Below are 18,486 nucleotides of genomic sequence, written 5' to 3' on the forward strand. Positions count from 1 at the left end.
TTATTTCGCCAATGTTTCTACTAGCTTATCTTCATCCCAAATTGTAATTCCGAGCTTCACAGCTTTATCATATTTGGAGCCAGCATCTTCTCCAGCGATTAAAATATCTGTTTTTTTACTAACACTACCGGTTATCTTTCCACCCAAGGCTTCAATTTGCTCTTTCGCTTCGTTACGTGTGAATTTCTCCATTTTACCAGTTAACACCACTGTCTTATCAGCAAATGGGCTTTCCACACTGGTTGCTTCCGTCCGTTTTGATCCTTTATATTCCATGTTAATGCCTAGTTCTCGAAGCTCGTTAAGCAAATCGATTACTTTCTCTTCCGAAAAATACTGTACAATTGCATCAGCCATTTTATCACCGATTTCATCAATCGCAATTAGTTCATCATAGGATGCATTCTGTAAGTTTTCCATTGTTTCAAATTCGTAAGCAATCGTCTTGGCAGCTTTGGAACCGATAAAACGAATTCCTAATCCAAATAATAATTTTTCCAAAGAATTTTCCTTCGACACTTCAATGGCCTGTAATAGGTTATCAACTGACTTTTCTCCCATTCGTTCTAGCTTTAATAAATCGTCTCGCTGTAAGCGATACAGGTCGGCAATCGTATGGATCAGTTTTTCTCGGAATAGTTGATTGATCACTTTTTCCCCGAGCCCATCTATGTTCATTGCATTACGAGAAACAAAGTGAATCAACCCTTCCTGCAATTGTGCAGGACAATTCGGGTTCATACATCGTAAAGCAACTTCCTCTTCCAAACGAACCAATTCACTACCACAGGCAGGGCATTCCTCAGGCATGAAAAATTCTTCCTCATGGCCGGTTCGCTTCTCGGTAATCACACGGACAACTTCTGGTATGATATCTCCTGCCTTTTTAATCACAACTGTATCTCCAATTCGTATATCCTTCGAACGAATCAAGTCTTCGTTATGTAGGGAAGCGCGCTGAACAGTAGTGCCAGCAACTCGAACTGGATCTAAAATTGCTGTCGGTGTAATAACTCCAGTTCTCCCAACACTTAATTCAATATCTGTTAAGGTTGTTACTACTTCTTCTGCAGGGAATTTATACGCAATCGCCCAACGCGGACTCTTCGCTGTATACCCTAATTCTTCCTGAATGTCCAAATCATCGACTTTAATAACAATTCCATCTATTTCATAACGTAAGTTTGGGCGTTCTGTTGTCCAGTATTCAACATATTCCAATACTTCTTCAATTGAATCGCATCTTTTCCATTCTGGATTCGTTTTAAAGCCTTGTTCTTTCATATATTCCAATCGCCCACTATGGGAATTAATTTCTTCCGCTTCCCATTCACCAACTCCATATAAAAATACATCTAGGTTACGTGATGCCGCAATTCTTGGATCAAGTTGTCTTAATGATCCTGCTGCTGCGTTTCGCGGATTGGCAAAAGGCTCTTCCCCATTTTTTTCTTTCTGCTCATTTAAAGCAAGAAATGATTTATGTGGCATGAACGCTTCCCCACGAACTTCAATTTTCCGCTGTTCTTTTATCGATAAAGGAATGCTTCGAATGGTTCGCAAGTTGCTAGTTATATCTTCACCAGTAGTACCATCTCCACGAGTTGCTCCTCGAACAAACTTACCATTCTCATAGGTCAAGGAGATCGCCAGACCATCTATTTTTAATTCGCACACAAATGCTAACGGCTTATCTGTTCCTTGACTGGCACGACGCGCAAAGTCCCGTAGATCTTGTTCATTAAAAGCATTGGATAAACTAAGCATTGGAATTTCATGTTGTACTTTCGTAAATCCCTCTAATGGCTCTCCCCCTACACGTTGGGTAGGGGAATCAGCCGTGATTAACTCTGGATATGCTTCTTCTAATTTTCTAAGTTCCTGAAGCTTTTGATCGTACTCCGAATCAGGTACAGAGGGTTTATCTAAAACATAATATTCATGCGCATATTTATTTAAAATTTCTCGTAATTCATTCACTTTTTCTTGTGCTTGATTTTTATCCACCGTAAGCACTCCTTATTCTTTCGTAATTGGTGCAAATTTCGCTAGTAATCGTTTTACTCCTGTTGGGGCTGGGAAGGCAACATCAAGTTCTAACGCTTCACCTTCTCCTTGAACCTTCACAACCGTGCCGACTCCCCATTTTTTATGACTTGCCTTATCACCAGGCTTCCACATTTCATTTTCAGCACCAGATGTTTGCTGCATTCGCTCTGCTTTCCGTTTTTTCGGTGCCGGTTGGCTTGGCGTCTGCGCTTGTCTTATTGGTTGGCCAAATGGAGTGGCTCCAAACATGGACTGCTTTGCCTGCTCCATGCCTTCAACCAATTCTTCCGGAATTTCATTGATGAATCGGCTAATCGGGTTCATATTGGTTTTACCAAATAACGTACGCATCTTTGCATGTGTTAAATATAGTTGTTTTTCGGCACGTGTGATCCCCACATATGCAAGTCGACGTTCTTCTTCCATCTCTTCATCATCCATCATAGACCTGCTGTGTGGAAATACATTTTCCTCCATACCAATTAAAAAGACGACCGGAAATTCTAATCCTTTCGCTGCATGCAATGTCATGAGCGTAACCTTTTCATCATTCTCTGGATCTTCCTCGTCTACTTTATCTATATCTGCGATTAACGCTAAGTCCGTTAAAAAGGCAAGTAATGTTTTGTCCTCACTTGTTTTTTCAAAATCTTGCGTAACCGTCATAAACTCTTCTAAGTTTTCCAAACGACTCTGTGCTTCAATTGTGCGCTCATTTTTCAACATTTGCTCATAGCCGGTTCGCTCTAAAATCGCTTCAACCATATCCGTAGCGGTTAGGAACTCCTGCTGTTGGTTTAGTGTTTTTATTAAATCACCAAATGCAGCTAAAGCATTGGCTGCTTTTTTGGATACACCTGTAAAATCTACTTCTTTTACAGCTTGATAAAAAGATATATCATGACTGGCTGCATAGGCTCTAAGTTTGTCTACCGATGTTTTTCCAATTCCACGTTTCGGCTCATTTACAACCCGTTCAAAGCTTAAATCATCATCTGGGTTCGTAATTAGTCGTAAATAGGCAACCATATCTTTTATTTCTTTACGGTCATAGAATTTCGTTCCTCCGACCATTTGGTAGCCAATATTTGATTTCATTAACGTATCCTCGACAGCACGAGACTGCGCATTTGTACGATATAAGATGGCGATATCTCCAAGATTAAAACCATCACGTGTTAACTCTTGGATCTTATCGGTTACATAAAGTGCCTCATCCTGTTCGGTAGACCCTTGATAATAATTAATTTTTTGACCATCTGGATTATCGGTCCATAAATTTTTTGGCTTGCGACCCGAGTTGCGTGCAATTACTTTATTAGCTGCTTCTAATATTGATTTTGTTGAACGGTAATTTTGCTCTAAAAATACCGTACGTGCTGTTGGATAATCCTTTTCAAATGACAGGATATTCGAAATATCTGCACCACGCCAACGATAAATTGACTGATCCGAATCTCCTACCACACATAGGTTTTGGAATCTACTAGCTAGCTGCTTAACTAAATAGTATTGAGCATGGTTGGTATCCTGATACTCATCCACGTGAATATATTGAAATCTACGCTGATAATATTCCAATACTTCCGGAACACGCTGGAATAAATGAATGGTTTGCATGATTAAATCGTCAAAGTCCAATGATTGATTTTTCCGCAGTCGTTTTTGGTATTCCGTATAAACCTGTGATACTTGTCTACTATAGTAGTCTGCAACATTTTCGCTATATTTTTCTGGAGTGATTAGCTCGTTTTTAGCAGCACTAATTTGCCCTAGCATGGCACGTGGGTCAAACTTTTTCGGATCAATGTTAAATTCTTTTAAAATTTGTTTGATGACGGATAGCTGATCACTACTGTCCAAAATACTGAAATTGCTATTATAGCCAATGCGATCGATATCTCTTCTTAAGATCCGAACGCACATGGAGTGGAACGTAGATACCCACATGTATTGCCCCTCGGGACCAACCAATCGGCTAACACGTTCCTTCATTTCTCTGGCTGCTTTATTTGTAAATGTAATGGCGAGGATACTTCTTGGAGACACTTCTTTTTCATCCATTAAATAGGCGATTCGGTGGGTAAGTACGCGGGTTTTTCCACTTCCTGCACCTGCCATGATTAAAAGCGGGCCTTCCGTATGTTTAACTGCCTCTTGCTGCTCTTTATTCAATCCTTTTATTAAGTCACCCATCGTTTGACTCATATAAAACACCATCCTAAAATCATTTATCTTGTACTGCTTTTACCGTTTTTAATGCTTTTTTAATATCCGTATAAATGCTGTTGCCAACAATAATAACATCTGCATGTTGTTTCATTTCACTAGCTTGAAAACTGTTCTCTATCCCACCACCATAGAAAAAGACGGTGTCATTTAGCTCTTGCTTTACTTGCTTTACTAGCTCTGGATCGCCATATTTCCCACTATATTCTAAATAAAAGATTGGCAGGTGAAAAACACGCTCCGCCATATAAGCATATGCCAATACATCCTCATCACTAGGTAACGTACAGTTCGTCTTTTCAAAGGCTTTTGCTTCTTCATTTACAATGCAATACCCCTCGAAAAATATCTCGCTCCAATTCATTATATCTTTAAATTCCTTAATTGCTTCGTGCTGAACATCCATGACCCATTTCTTCTCCGCACTGTTCATCACCATTGGAATATAATAGTAATCAAAGCCCGGTGTGATGGCATCCATGTTTGATATTTCTAATATACAAGGAACCGTATACCGACGAATGCGAGATAATAAATCCAATACACCATCTAAGGTTACGTTATCCGTTCCCCCAACAATTACTGCATCCGTTCCCGATTCACAAATTTTTTCAAGATCTTCATCGGATATTTCCTTGGCTGGATCTAGTTTAAATATGTGCTTCCATTCTTTAAAATTCGTATACAAGGTAGTAATCCTCCATTATCATAATCCATTAGTCTATTATAGCAAAAATCGGTGAATGAATTTAGTTATATGGTGAAATTTTTAAATGGGATTTAAGTGAAGTTAAAATATGATTGTTGGCTGGGGAATTTTGTTTGGTGATTGGGGGCTCTCGTCCAATATTCAAGGGTTCTAGTCTGATGCTCTCGCTTCATATAAATTACGATTGCTCTCGAGAGATGGCTAATTACGTTACCTTGATTCTACCTTCTTCTCAACTAACAAGCAAAAGCCGTCACCTCAGTAGATGACGACTTTCATTATGCTTCTTCGCTATTTAGCATTCTTTCAAGGACGGTATTATAACCGTCGCTTCCATAATTAATGCATCTACGCACACGTGAAATTGTTGCTGTTGATGCTTTCGTTTCCTTTTCAATGGCACTGTACGTTTGCCCTTCTGTTAACATTTTGGCAACCTGTAAACGTTGTGCTAAGGATTGAATTTCACCCATTGTCGCAATATCGTCAAAGAAACGATAACATTCTTCACGGTCTTTTAACGATAAAATTGCATCAAATAATTGATCTAATTGTTTTCCCCGTAATTTATCAATTTGCACGATGCATCCTCCACTCCCTATTGATTGGTTACAATAACCGATTCTTCCATTCCAGGGTTTGTTGGCACGACATTAATCCAAGTTTTACCTGGAACAAACCCTATCACTTCTCCATCTTTAACTGGAATGATTTTACCATCCCGATTTTCCCATTCGACTTGTTGGATCTTTCCTTTTTGTATTAAATAAGCATTTCCACCTTGATAGAAATCTATCGCGCGACGTCCAGCATCATCAATTACTTCGTGATCGGTTTCTACAATAAATAAATTATCAACCTGAATTGGTTCCTCTGTTTCCAACTCAACTGTTTTTTCTTCATCATTATACCTTGTGTATGCTTCTGTAGTTGGATCGTATTCATATTCGACCTTCTCCATTGGAGTTTTGGAATAAGTAATACTTACATGTGTTGCATCATTACCAGGTAGATTTTCAGCTTCTTCTTCCGTAACAAATGGCAATGCTTCATAATCAGCCGTTACTTCATATCCTTTACCTTCTGCAACTTCATACACGGAATCAAATAACAAATAAGAATTATGTGGTGCTACACGGAAATCCTCTCGTTTAAATAAATGTCCATCATTATCATATATGGCACCATTCAAAAAGTCGATTCCCCGGTTCACAATCATGTCATCAATAAATCCTGCAGCTCCATGATAAATATACAGAGCATTATAACGATTCGCTAAATCAAAATAATACTCACGAGCACTACGAACAGGCCCTACTACTTCAGGCTGTTCACTATGATATAAGGCTAGAAAACGCGTAATCGGTCCTTCTGCTAACATTTCAAACACAATATCTGCTTGAGATAGCCCAGTTTGTGGTCTTGCTTTCGTGTGGTTATTAACCATCACACTAACAATACGATTATCGATTGCATCATTTGTCTTAATCCCTGTTAATGGATATACATTTTCATACACTTCCGCTTCCTTTTCTTCTTCAGCTTCCTCTGTTTCTTCCTCTACTACATTTTCCGCTTGTTCCTCTTCCTTTGCGTTCTCTACATCCTCTGAACAAGCGACAAGTAATAATAGTATACCAGTTAGAAACAGGATAAAAATCTGTCTCAATTCTCCCAACACCTTTATTAATAAGTCTATGATCGAAGGGCGATTACTAGAAACCCCACTCCCACTACAGCTAGTTCTATTATAAGCTAACGCATGGTAGCTGGGAAGAGTACTTCTCGTTTCTTCACATCAATTATCCCTTCTTGCGTGATTCTAGTATATGGTAGATGTGTTGAAGATAAAAACAATATGCTATAAATTGGATCTTGAAATGGATAACCAAAGGTACGTAATATACCTTTTAATTGTGTTTCTTTTGTAATCAGATCATCCATGGAACCGTAAAACATCTTGCCACTAAGTGCAAGTGGAATTTCTAACAGAATTTCCCCTTGATGGACAATGACGATCCCACCGCCAAGCTCTTTCATTCGCTTCCATGCCAATAGCATATCATGTTTAGACTTACCGATTAACACCAGATCACCTGTCTGTGAAAAAGAACTAGCTAAGGCTCCAAGACCATTGGTGAATCCTTTAATCGTTGTATTGACTCTCCAGTTTCCATTTCGGTCAAGTAATACGAGAAAAGCGTCTTGCCGATTACCGGGTAATACATCAGGTGTAATATCTGTTTCGATAGCATATGGTTTCATGATCACATCATTAATCATTTCTAAACCAATTGGAATGGAAAACTGTAAATCACCCATTGTTAATTCACTCTCAAATGATAGGGGTTTAATATCAAATTGCTCCCAATCAATTACAGATGGAATCTCTTGCTCTACTCCATCCTTTACAATCCAATTCCCTTTTGCTAAGACACTTTCCGGGTGAGGATTATCCGCTTCTTGTAATATATTAATATTTGCTAATCTCCCTGGTGCTATACTTCCTAATTGTTCATCTAAGTGAAAATGTTTCGCTACATTGTAGGTAACCATTCGATAAGCTTCGATGATTGGAACTCCTTTTTCAATCGCAATTTCTACACAAACATTCATCAATCCTTTTTTATAAAATCCAGGAGTCCCTCCATCTGTAGTCATTGTAAGATTATCGAAAGTAGCTAGTTCTGCTTTTAATAAATCATCTAATAGATCAGGTAAATCTGGCCGAATGGATGAATACCTTAATGCAACCTGATACCCCAGTTGCAATCGCTGCATCACATCTTCTCCAGAAAGTGATTCATGATCAGCGCTAACACCTAATAATTTCATTTTTGTTAACGTACTTTCTGAAGCACCTGGAAGATGGCCTTCGACTGGTTTTCCTTGGCGTTTTGTTTCTTGTATCCAATATAATAATCGATCATCTCCATGGAGTAAATTTGGCCAAGCCGTTAATTCTCCTCCTTGCATCACAGATGGATGAGATAACCAGTCCAGCATATCCCTTGTATTAAATAATTTCCCTTCATCTTTCAATGCCGTTTGCGGATCATAGCGGGACCACCAATACATAGAAACTGGGTGTTTATTAAAATCCTCCAGAATAGAAAACGCTTTCTTTTTGTTCAATAAAAAAAGCCAGGTTATGTTGTCGTTAATCAATGTCGTAGTTCCAAACTTTGCGGCATGATTTGCCAACTCTTCTGGATTGTACAATTGAAAAGGATGTGCATGTGGCTCCATATATCCAGGAACTAGAAATTTCCCTTTACAGTCAATTACTTCTGTATCTGAATCAATCCTTGGCAACTTCTCTCCAACATATACAATACGGTCTTTATAGATCCAAATATGTGCGGATAACCATCTTTTCGTAAATACATTTAAGTAGGTTGTATTTTTCAATAAACGTGTTGGTGCAATTTCCCCGTCAACAACTTTTACATGCTTTCGCAATATGTAATTTCTCCATTGTCCATTATCCAACATAAGCAAACTCTCCAGTAGCGATTAATTTTCTTAATTGTATCATATTTCCGCCTTTATTACTGTAAAGTTTTCGTTAATTAAAGTGAACTTTTTTTGACATCATATAGGAGGTTTTGTCCAAGCAAAAAGACACGCCCTACTACGTGTCTTTTGCAACCTTCCCTATATCTTTTCGGTAAAAAAATTCATCTGTTCCACTCATTTTTGACAAGGAACGATAGACAGCATCTGAAGCATCAGATAACATTTCTGACTTTGCCCCAATTAACAAAACTCTCCCGCCGTCTGATAGATAACCATTTGGTCCATTTTTCACACCAGCATAAACTGGAAAAGATTTATCGTCAGGTGCAACGACCGGAACCGGAACATTCTTAAGATAAGCTCCCGGATACCCTTTAGATGCAAGCACAACTCCAAAACATGACTTGGACTCCCAATCTAGTCTAGGATCATTACCATTCATGACATCAACCATCACCTGTAACAAGTCATTTTTCAATAACGGCAATACGACCTGTGTTTCAGGATCCCCAAACCGTGCATTAAATTCAATAACTTTTGGTCCGGATTCAGTCATCATTAATCCAGCATATAGAATTCCAGTAAAGGATCGATTCTCCTCTACTAATCCATCCGCTGCCTTTTGCAATATTGCTTCTGTCGCAAACGCTAATACATCATCTGTAATATCAGACACCGGGGCATATGCTCCCATCCCACCAGTGTTCGGACCTTCATCATTTTCAAAGGCTCGTTTATGGTCGCGTGCAGGGATCATTGGGTACACATTCTTTCCATTCACAAAAGCCATCAGGGAAAATTCTCTCCCTTGTAAAAACTCTTCAATAACAATTGACTTGCCAGCTTCGGCAAAAGTTCCTGTAACCAGCATCTCATCAATCGCTCGCATTGCTTCTTCCTTCGTTTCGGCTACAATTACACCTTTTCCAGCTGCGAGGCCATCCGCTTTGATAACGATCGGGACTCCTCTTTGCTCTAAGTAGCTTTTCGCATCTTCCGCGTTAGTGAACGATTCATAGGCTGCTGTTGGAATATGATGTCGTTCCATAAACGCCTTTGAAAACTGCTTACTCCCTTCAATTAATGCAGCTTCTTTTGTCGGAGCAAAGATGTCCAGTCCTTCTTCATGAAATCGGTTAGCAATTCCCTCTAGTAAAGGGTTTTCTGGGCCAACCACGGTAAAATCAATCGCATTTTCCGTTACAAAATCAACCAGACGATCGATATCCGTTTCTTCAATAGGTAGGCAGGTTGCAACCTCCTCCATCCCTCCATTACCAGGAGCAACATACAATTGATTGATTTGTTCACTTCCAGCCAATTTCAACACCATACTATGCTCACGACCACCACGTCCGATCACTAAGACGTTCATTTGCAAGCCCCCTTAATGTTTAAAATGACGCATTTCTGTAAATACCATCGCAATCCCATGTTTATTACACATATCAATGGAATCCTGATCTCGCTTCGATCCACCTGGTTGAATAATTGCCGTAATCCCAGCTTTAGCAGCAGCCTCAACTGTGTCTGGCATTGGAAAGAATGCATCCGATGCCATAACCGCGTTGTGGGTTTTATCGCCTGCCTGTTCAATTGCGATTTGAGCGGCACCTACTCGATTCATCTGACCTGCCCCCACCCCTATGGTTTGACTATGCTTAGCTAGTACGATTGCGTTTGATTTCACATGTTTGACAGCCTTCCATGCAAACAATAAATCTCTTATTTCTTGCTCAGAAGGCGCTCTCTCAGTTGCAACTGTTACCTCCGTTTCACGTATGCTTCCACGGTCATTGCTTTGAATTAATGCTCCCCCACCAACCGTTGTAATTTTATGATGCGGATGATCTTTCCCTTCCATCTGTAGCTCGAGCAAACGAATATTTTTCTTTTTCGTTAAAATTTCAAGTGCTTGCTCTGAAAAACGTGGTGCAATAATAATCTCCAAAAAGATCCCACTTAATTTTTCCGCTGTAGAAGCATCAATTTCTCTATTCAGTGCAACAATTCCACCAAAGATAGAGACTGGATCCGCGTCAAATGCTGTTTGGAAAGCTTCCTCTATCGTATCCCTTACGCCGATGCCACAGGGATTCATATGTTTAACCGCAACCGCAGTCGGTTCGTTATACTCTGATAAAATTTCTAATGCAGCATTAGCATCTTGAATATTGTTATACGAAAGTTCTTTTCCATGTAATTGCTTGGCTGTAGCCAAACTCAATCCTTTTTCCAGTGGATTTTTATAGAATGCCGCTTCCTGGTGTGGATTTTCCCCATAACGAAGGGATTGGACCTTTTCATATGTAATTGTATAATTTTCTGGAAAAGCTTCTTCTGTTTGCTCGGTAAAATAACTAGCAATCAGCGCATCATAATGAGCTGTATGACGGAATACCTTAGCAGCTAATTCCTTTCTAGTTGTTTCATCAAGGTCACCGGAACGTAATGCCTGTAAAATCGTTGGATAATCTGCAGGATCAACAACAACGGTAACATCTTTATAGTTCTTGGCGGCTGCACGTAGCATGGTAGGTCCGCCAATATCAATATTCTCGATAATATCCTCATGGGAAGCATCTTGTTTTTCCAAGGTTTGCTTAAACGGATACAAATTGACAACAACAACATCTATTGGAGCGATGTTATTTTCAACTAGTTGTTTTTGATGTTCTTCTTTATCCCGCTTCGCCAGCAGTCCTCCATGAACCGATGGATGTAACGTCTTCACACGCCCGTCTAGTATTTCTGGAAATCCGGTAACATGATCAATCGCAACGGCAGGCACACCTGCTTCCTTTAGTTTTTTCAAGGTTCCTCCCGTAGAAACCACTTCATAATCTAGTTCCACAAGGCCTTGAGCAAACGCTACAATATTCTGTTTATCTGAAACACTGATTAACGCTCGTTTATGCATGTCATGACTCCTTACTATATTATTATGTGTTACATATACGAATCTGTAAGAGCAGTGGCTATGTTTAGAGATTTTGTCTGATGTTTTCGGATTCACTTCCGATGTATTCGTGCTATCGTCTGTTGTTTTCTGGCTCTCACCGATTCCCCTTCTCTCCCCCCGATACTCTCTAACTTCATCCATTAACTCTACTAGATTCCTTTATCGTACTTGCTAAACTCTATTAAAACGTCATTAATAACCTGTGGATACAAACGATGTTCTACTCGTTGAATCCGTTCCTTTAACGTTTTTTCCGTATCGTTTGGTAGAATCTCTACTTCTTCTTGTGCAACAATCCTCCCCGTATCAATTCCTTCATCAACATAATGAACTGTCACTCCAGTTTTTTCTACTCCTGCTTCCAATGCTTGTTTAATCGCGTCTTTCCCTGGAAACGCAGGTAATAAGGAAGGATGTATGTTCAGAATCCGATCCTCTCCTACTTCCACCAGCAAAGGGCTAAGAATCCGCATATATCCAGCTAAAAACATCCACCTTACTTCTGCATTAACTAAAGCCTTTAATAAATGGAGTTCATATTCTAGTTTCGATTTATATTCGTTTGGATCAAATACATAGGTTGGTATTCCAGCATTTTCAGCCCGCTCGATCACTTTGGCTCCGGGATTATCACAAACCAATAATACAATCTCACAAACGAGATCCTCATTATCTAACAATGCTTGAAAATTACTTCCATCCCCGGAAGCAAATACGGCAACTCTTATTTTACTCATGGTTAGAAATGCACTCCTTCATCAGCTACTACTTTTCCTATTTGCACCGGATGCTCTCCATTCTGACGTAATACTATTTGCGTTAATTCTGCATCCGCTTCGGAAACAACAAGCGTCATCCCAATTCCCATATTAAAAACACCGTACATTTCATCATCAGGAATCTCACCCAATTCTTGTAAAAAAGTAAAAATCTCTGGTACCTTCCAAGCCGACCGATCGATATCCACTCCTAATCCGTTTGGCAACATCCGTGGAATATTTTCATAGAAACCACCACCAGTAATATGCGCGATCCCCTTTACATGTACTTTTTTTAGAGCAGCGCCAATAGGTTTGGCGTATATTCTAGTTGGCGCTAGTAACGCTTCACCAAGCGGCCTAGATAAACGAGCATAGCTATGGCCTAAATCATACCCTTTTACTAGTTTTCGTACTAGCGAGTATCCATTAGAATGAATCCCACTTGAAGGCAATCCAATCACGACATCTCCGGCCTGAATCGTTTCACCTGTTATCAGATTAGATTTTTCCGCGATACCAACCACAAAACCGGCAAGGTCATACTCATTTTCCTCATACATACCAGGCATTTCAGCTGTTTCTCCACCGATTAAAGCAGTGCCGGCTTCCACACACCCATTCGAAATTCCTGCAACAACCTGTTCAATCATCGCTGGGTCATTTTTTCCGCAGGCGATATAGTCAAGAAAAAACAAGGGTTGAGCACCTTGGGCTACAATATCATTGACACACATAGCAACAAGATCGATGCCTACTGAATCATGTTTTCCTAACTCGAAAGCCAACCGCAGCTTTGTACCAACACCATCTGTTCCTGATACTAAAACAGGCTCTTTATAGTTAAACGAAGATAACTCAAATAACCCAGCAAACGCACCAATGCCACCTAACACCTCGGAACGACCCGTTTTGGCAATATGCTTTTTCATACGTTCTACTGCTTCATAGCCTTTTTCAACATCTACTCCGGCTTCTTTATACACGTTTGACACGTTGACACCCTCTTTTTAACATCTAGTATAGGCAATTTCCGTTTGGTCTTTTTCGGTCACTGGATACTTTCCAGTCATGCATGCCATACAAACTCCTTGGTTCATCGATTCTTCCTTCACGATCGCGTGCTCCAGTCCTGAAGCAGATAAATAAGCTACACTATCTGCTCCAACTAATGCACATATTTCATCAATGGAGTGGTTTGCTGCGATCAATTCTTGCTTGGTGGACATATCAATCCCGTAAAAACATGGGTTCTGGATAGCTGGTGAAGCAATACGTACATGAACCTCTTTTGCCCCAGCGTCCTTTAGCATCCGTACAATTCGACGGCTCGTTGTCCCCCTTACGATTGAGTCGTCAATCATAATGACACGCTTCCCCTCGACAATCCCTCGTACTGGAGATAGTTTCATTTTCACCCCTTGTTCACGCAGCTCCTGTGAGGGTTGAATAAATGTTCTACCGGTATATCTATTTTTTATAAGTCCAATTTCATAAGGAATCCCACTTTGCTCGGCATAGCCAATGGCAGCGGATATACTAGAATCTGGAACACCCGTAACAATATCTGCATTTACTGGCGCCTCTTTCGCCAATTCAATTCCCATTTTTTTACGTGAAGCATGAACATTCACATGATTTAAATCACTGTCTGGTCTGGAGAAGTAAACATATTCCATTGCACAAAGATTTCGTTGTTCTAATTCCGCAAACCTTGTTGTATCCATACCTTGCTCGCTAATTGTAATTAATTCCCCTGGATATACCTCTCGTTCATAAGTGGCACCAATAATATCAAACGCACATGTTTCCGAAGCAACGACATAGGCACTTCCTAACCTACCAATAGATAGCGGACGTAATCCCCTTGGATCTAAAGCAACATACATTTTATGCTCATCTAGTAGAATAAAGGCATAAGCCCCTACTAATCGTTTTAAGGCATCCTTCAATGCTACTTCGATATTGTTTTTCTCACTTCGTTTAATTAAATGCGCCAATACTTCTGTATCGGAAGAAGTTTGTAGTATACTACCAGCTGATTCTAGCTCCCCACGTAACGAATAGGCATTCATGATATTTCCATTATGTGCTAGTGCCATGCTTCCTTTTTGGGAACGAAACAAAAGTGGTTGCACATTGTCAATTGACCTTTCCCCTTGCGTTGCGTAGCGAACATGACCGATGGCGGCATGCCCCCTTAAGGTCGAGAAATCGACATTTTTAAACACGTCATTTACAAGACCTTGCTTTTTATGAAGCTTTAATGTATTCCCATCTGTTGTTACGACACCAGCACCTTCTTGACCACGATGCTGAAGTGCATGAAGACCGTAATAGGTTATTTCCGCTGCTTTCTCGTGCCCCCAAATACCAAACACACCACATTCTTCGTTTAAGCCTCTGATTTCAGCAAGCATGGGATAGCCCCTTTCCAAAGTTTGCGTAAGTCTTCCACTTTTTCTTCTATGACACGAGTACCTGAAGCTTTTAGGCTTAACCTATCATCCTCTGTAACCATTCCAATTGGAACTGCATCTGTTACTAATTCTTCAAATGCTACGCTATGTTCCGGTTTCACAGATACTAGAAAGCGAGATTGCGTTTCACTAAACAACGCTACCGTTCTATCACCTTGAACCTCCACATCTATACCAAGACCTTTTCCATTGAATACACTCTCTGCTAGCGCAACAGCTAATCCACCCTCTGCTACATCATGTGCTGATGAAACAAGCCCACGTTGAATCGCTTCTAATAATTGCTGTTGTCGTGTCGCCTCAACTTCTAAATCTATCGCTGGCGCTTTTCCTCGATACGTTCCTTCGGTGATGTTTTGCAATTCACTTCCTGCAAATTCTGCCTTTGTCTCCCCAATGACATAGATGCAATCACCAGCTTGCTGGAAGTGACTTGGTGTAATATGCTCTACTGATTCATGTAGTCCTACCATCCCGACAATTGGTGTTGGAAAAATCGCCTTTCCTTTCGATTGGTTATACAATGAAACATTCCCACTAATGACAGGCGTACCCAGTGCAGTACATGCTGCACGCATTCCTTCGATGCTTTTTTCCATTTGCCAAAACACTTCTGGATTCGTTGGATTACCAAAGTTAAGACCATCTGTCAGTCCTAAGGGACGCGCACCAGAGCAAACTAGATTACGTGCCGCTTCAGCAACAGCTATTTTTCCACCTGTTTCCGGATCTAAATAAATGTAACGCGAATTACAATCCGTTGTAATCGCCAATGCTTTATCGGTTCCTTTAACCCGCAATACCGCTGCATCAGATCCTGGTGTGACAATTGTATTCGTTTGTACCATGGAATCGTACTGATCATAAACCCATTCCTTACTTGCAATGGTTGGTTGCTGTAAAAGCCGTTTCAGCATATCCGCATGGTTTTCTACGTATGGAATTTCCGTTTCCAGGCTCTGAAATTCCTGGAAGTAACGTGCCTCGACGGATGGCATATGGTACACTGGTGCCTCTTCAGCTAACGCATCAACGGGAATTTCCGCCTGAACTTCTCCATGCTGTTTAATGCGAAAAAACTTTTCCTCGACAACCTGCCCTACCGCTACTGCTTGGAGGCCATATTTTTCAAACACATCGATAATCTCTTGTTCACGACCTTTTTTAACGACCATTAGCATCCGTTCTTGGGATTCGGATAGCATTAATTCGTAGGCATTCATATTCTGTTCCCGTTGTGGAACGCTATCTAAATCCATTTCCATACCTGTACCTGCTTTACTTGCCATTTCACTAGCGGATGACGTTAAACCAGCAGCTCCCATATCTTGCATCCCTACTAAAGCATCGGAATGAATTACTTCTAAGCAAGCTTCTATTAAAAGTTTTTCCATAAACGGATCACCGACTTGCACCGCAGGACGGTCCTTATCGGAATCCTCAGCTAAATCATCCGAAGCAAACGTGGCACCGTGAATCCCATCTCGCCCTGTTGGAGCTCCAGCATACAATACGGTATTCCCAATTCCAGATGCGATTCCTTTTTGAATCTCATCATGGTTAATCAAGCCAATACACATTGCATTGACAAGTGGATTATCCTCATAGCTCTCATCAAACTGTACTTCTCCACCCACTGTTGGGACGCCAACACAGTTCCCGTAGCCAGCAATTCCATTTACCACTTCAGAAAATAAATATTTCACACGCTCGTTCGTTAAATTTCCAAACCGTAATGAATTCATTAAAGCAATTGGACGAGCCCCCATTGAAAACACGTCACGTATAATTCCACCTACACCTGTTGCGGCACCTTGGTATGGTTCAACTGCAGAAGGATGGTTATGACTCTCGATTTTAAATACAACTGCTTGATTGTCTCCAATATCAATAATTCCAGCACCTTCCCCAGGACCTTGTAACACATGTGGTGCTTTGGTTGGGAATTTTTTTAGTAGTGGCTTGGATGTTTTGTAACTACAGTGCTCCGACCACATGACAGAGAATATTCCTGTCTCGGTGAAATTTGGGAGCCGCCCTAGAATTCTCTCGATCGCTTGAAATTCCTGGTCACTTAATCCCATCTCTTGATATATCTTGGTACGCTCAATTTCTTCTGGACTAATTTCATACGCTTGCAACATCGTAGGCTTCCCTCCAGTTCTGGATGATTGACTGAAATAACTTTACTCCATCATCACTTCCAAGCAATGATTCTACCGCGCGTTCTGGATGTGGCATCATCCCTAAGACATTACCTTCCTTGTTGATAATCCCGGCAATGTTGGCAACCGAACCATTGGGATTATCTTTATATGTAAAAACGATTTGGTTATTCGTTTTTAGGTTCGCTAATGTCTCTTCATCACAAAAATAATTCCCCTCACCATGTGCAATGGGAAACCGAACAACTTCCCCTTGCAAATAATTGGTGGTGAACATGGTTTGATTATTGTCGACAACTATATCTTCTTGATGGCACATAAACGATAACTTTTCATTGCGCATTAATGCGCCAGGTAATAACCCTGCTTCGGTTAACACTTGGAATCCATTACACACACCTAATACAGGTTTTCCTTTTGCAGCATGCTCAACAACTTGTTGAATGACAGTGGACGTCGCAGCAACAGCGCCAGAACGGAGGTAATCCCCATAGGAAAATCCTCCAGGTAATAATATTCCATCATAATCTGCTAGATTGCTATTTTCATACCAAACGAGTTCTGCTTCTTCTCCTAGCACTTCCTTAACGGCGTGGTACATATCACGGTCACAGTTTGATCCTGGAAAAACAATGACGGCAAACTTCACGAGCGAACAGCCTCCTCTACATCAAAGCGGTAATCCTCAATGACTGGATTAGCTAACAATTTGTCACACATCACTTTCACACGTTCTTCTAGATTCGGCCCATCTTCCACTTGCAGTTCCAAATACTTCCCAACACGTGCGTCCTTCACCTCATCATAGCCTAAGGAATTTAATGACTCTTGAATTGCTTTCCCTTGCGGATCCAATACACCTTGCTTCAATGTAATGTAAACTGTTACGTTTCTCATGATCTTGCCTCCAGTCGTTGTAATATTTCCTCATAAACTTTCAGTAAATCTCCAGTCCCCTGCCGGAAAACATCTTTATCCATTTTCTCACCGGATTGTCTATCCCATAACCGACATGTATCTGGTGAAATTTCATCTGACAACACAATCGTCCCATCAACCAAACGCCCAAATTCCAGTTTGAAATCTATCAAGTCAAGATCAATAGATTCAAACAACTCCAGTAGAGCAGTATTTATTTCCAATGCTTTAGCCTTTATTTCGTTTAATTCAGCATAGGAGAGATCCGTTAAAAGCAGAGCATGGTCATCATTGATTAACGGATCATCCAAGTCGTCATTTTTCAAAAACAACTCAATCAATGGGGCACGAAAAGCTACTTTTTCCTGAAAACCAAGCCGTTTGACAATACTACCAGTCGCTACATTTCGCACGACAACTTCAAGCGGGATTATTTCGGTCTCATATACGAGTTGCTCGGTTTCATTTAATCGTTCAATAAAATGGCTAGGAATCCTGTTTTGTTGCAAGTAAGGAAAAATCCGTGCAGAAATTTCATTATTTAAGCGTCCTTTTCCCTTAAAACTTTCCTTCTTTTTCCCATTAAAGGCGGTAGCATCATTTTTGTAAGATAATACAAGTTGATTCGATGCTGTTTCTGCACGATATACTTTCTTCGCCTTGCCCTCATACAATAGCTCTGCTTTCATCCATTTCA

The 18,486-nt window shown here is 40.4% G+C and carries 15 protein-coding genes; all 15 read right to left on the bottom strand.

Features of this window, described 5'->3' with window-relative positions; translation table 11 throughout:
* Window positions 1–2,007: an NAD-dependent DNA ligase LigA gene (gene ligA, locus BMX40_RS11880; protein ID WP_090870163.1), complete on the bottom strand. Its 2,007-nt coding sequence runs from the start codon at window positions 2,005–2,007 to the stop codon at window positions 1–3.
* Window positions 2,008–2,019: 12 nt separating this feature from the next.
* A complete protein-coding gene (gene pcrA / locus BMX40_RS11885; RefSeq protein ID WP_090870165.1) occupies window positions 2,020–4,257 on the bottom strand; it encodes a DNA helicase PcrA in 2,238 nt (745 codons plus the stop codon).
* Window positions 4,258–4,276: 19 nt separating this feature from the next.
* Window positions 4,277–4,966 (bottom strand): heptaprenylglyceryl phosphate synthase, encoded by a 690-nt coding sequence (gene pcrB, locus BMX40_RS11890; RefSeq protein ID WP_090870167.1) that lies wholly within the window; start codon window positions 4,964–4,966, stop codon window positions 4,277–4,279.
* 299 nt (window positions 4,967–5,265) lie between these two features.
* Complete coding sequence (locus tag BMX40_RS11895; RefSeq protein ID WP_090870169.1) at window positions 5,266–5,568, bottom strand: YerC/YecD family TrpR-related protein; 303 nt, start codon at window positions 5,566–5,568, stop codon at window positions 5,266–5,268.
* 17 nt (window positions 5,569–5,585) lie between these two features.
* The gene (locus tag BMX40_RS11900; RefSeq protein ID WP_090870172.1) at window positions 5,586–6,656 is read right to left on the bottom strand and encodes a DUF3048 domain-containing protein; all 1,071 of its coding nucleotides are present in this window, start codon (window positions 6,654–6,656) and stop codon (window positions 5,586–5,588) included.
* An 86-nt stretch (window positions 6,657–6,742) separates the two neighbouring features.
* On the bottom strand, window positions 6,743–8,482 hold the full coding sequence (locus BMX40_RS11905) for an adenine deaminase C-terminal domain-containing protein (protein ID WP_170840769.1): 1,740 nt from the start codon (window positions 8,480–8,482) through the stop codon (window positions 6,743–6,745).
* Between the two features lie 139 nt (window positions 8,483–8,621).
* Entirely contained in the window at window positions 8,622–9,881 is a 1,260-nt protein-coding gene (gene purD / locus BMX40_RS11910; RefSeq protein WP_090870173.1) for a phosphoribosylamine--glycine ligase, read from the bottom strand.
* 12 nt (window positions 9,882–9,893) lie between these two features.
* Window positions 9,894–11,426, bottom strand: a complete 1,533-nt coding sequence (purH, locus tag BMX40_RS11915) for a bifunctional phosphoribosylaminoimidazolecarboxamide formyltransferase/IMP cyclohydrolase (RefSeq protein WP_090870175.1) — start codon at window positions 11,424–11,426, stop codon at window positions 9,894–9,896.
* A 191-nt stretch (window positions 11,427–11,617) separates the two neighbouring features.
* Complete coding sequence (gene purN, locus BMX40_RS11920; protein ID WP_090870177.1) at window positions 11,618–12,205, bottom strand: phosphoribosylglycinamide formyltransferase; 588 nt, start codon at window positions 12,203–12,205, stop codon at window positions 11,618–11,620.
* 2 nt (window positions 12,206–12,207) lie between these two features.
* A complete protein-coding gene (gene purM, locus BMX40_RS11925) occupies window positions 12,208–13,221 on the bottom strand; it encodes a phosphoribosylformylglycinamidine cyclo-ligase (RefSeq protein ID WP_090870179.1) in 1,014 nt (337 codons plus the stop codon).
* A gap of 15 nt (window positions 13,222–13,236) precedes the next feature.
* Window positions 13,237–14,646 carry an amidophosphoribosyltransferase gene (gene purF, locus BMX40_RS11930; protein WP_090870181.1) on the bottom strand — a complete coding sequence of 470 codons (1,410 nt, stop codon included), beginning with the start codon at window positions 14,644–14,646 and terminating at the stop codon, window positions 13,237–13,239.
* Window positions 14,622–16,850 carry a phosphoribosylformylglycinamidine synthase subunit PurL gene (purL, locus tag BMX40_RS11935; protein WP_090870183.1) on the bottom strand — a complete coding sequence of 743 codons (2,229 nt, stop codon included), beginning with the start codon at window positions 16,848–16,850 and terminating at the stop codon, window positions 14,622–14,624. The genes purF and purL overlap by 25 nt, the downstream gene beginning before the upstream one ends.
* Window positions 16,834–17,520 carry a phosphoribosylformylglycinamidine synthase subunit PurQ gene (gene purQ / locus BMX40_RS11940; RefSeq protein ID WP_090870185.1) on the bottom strand — a complete coding sequence of 229 codons (687 nt, stop codon included), beginning with the start codon at window positions 17,518–17,520 and terminating at the stop codon, window positions 16,834–16,836. Before purQ ends, purL begins: the two co-directional genes overlap by 17 nt.
* Complete coding sequence (gene purS / locus BMX40_RS11945; protein ID WP_090870187.1) at window positions 17,517–17,768, bottom strand: phosphoribosylformylglycinamidine synthase subunit PurS; 252 nt, start codon at window positions 17,766–17,768, stop codon at window positions 17,517–17,519. The genes purQ and purS overlap by 4 nt, the downstream gene beginning before the upstream one ends.
* Window positions 17,765–18,478: a phosphoribosylaminoimidazolesuccinocarboxamide synthase gene (gene purC, locus BMX40_RS11950; protein ID WP_090870188.1), complete on the bottom strand. Its 714-nt coding sequence runs from the start codon at window positions 18,476–18,478 to the stop codon at window positions 17,765–17,767. The genes purS and purC overlap by 4 nt, the downstream gene beginning before the upstream one ends.
* Between the last annotated feature and the right edge of the window lie 8 nt (window positions 18,479–18,486).

The organism is Oceanobacillus limi, assembly GCF_900111445.1.
GTDB lineage: Bacteria > Bacillota > Bacilli > Bacillales > Amphibacillaceae > Ornithinibacillus > Ornithinibacillus limi.

Bases quoted from the DNA above. Each gene is read 5' to 3' on its own strand.
- purL (WP_090870183.1), bottom strand. From the start codon at position 16,850: ATGTTGCAAGCGTATGAAATTAGTCCAGAAGAAATTGAGCGTACCAAG.
- purC (WP_090870188.1), bottom strand. From the start codon at position 18,478: ATGAAAGCAGAGCTATTGTATGAGGGCAAGGCGAAGAAAGTATATCGT.
- purN (WP_090870177.1), bottom strand. From the start codon at position 12,205: ATGAGTAAAATAAGAGTTGCCGTATTTGCTTCCGGGGATGGAAGTAAT.
- purD (WP_090870173.1), bottom strand. From the start codon at position 9,881: ATGAACGTCTTAGTGATCGGACGTGGTGGTCGTGAGCATAGTATGGTG.
- purH (WP_090870175.1), bottom strand. From the start codon at position 11,426: ATGCATAAACGAGCGTTAATCAGTGTTTCAGATAAACAGAATATTGTA.
- purS (WP_090870187.1), bottom strand. From the start codon at position 17,768: ATGAGAAACGTAACAGTTTACATTACATTGAAGCAAGGTGTATTGGAT.
- pcrA (WP_090870165.1), bottom strand. From the start codon at position 4,257: ATGAGTCAAACGATGGGTGACTTAATAAAAGGATTGAATAAAGAGCAG.
- purF (WP_090870181.1), bottom strand. From the start codon at position 14,646: ATGCTTGCTGAAATCAGAGGCTTAAACGAAGAATGTGGTGTGTTTGGT.
- BMX40_RS11905 (WP_170840769.1), bottom strand. From the start codon at position 8,482: ATGTTGGATAATGGACAATGGAGAAATTACATATTGCGAAAGCATGTA.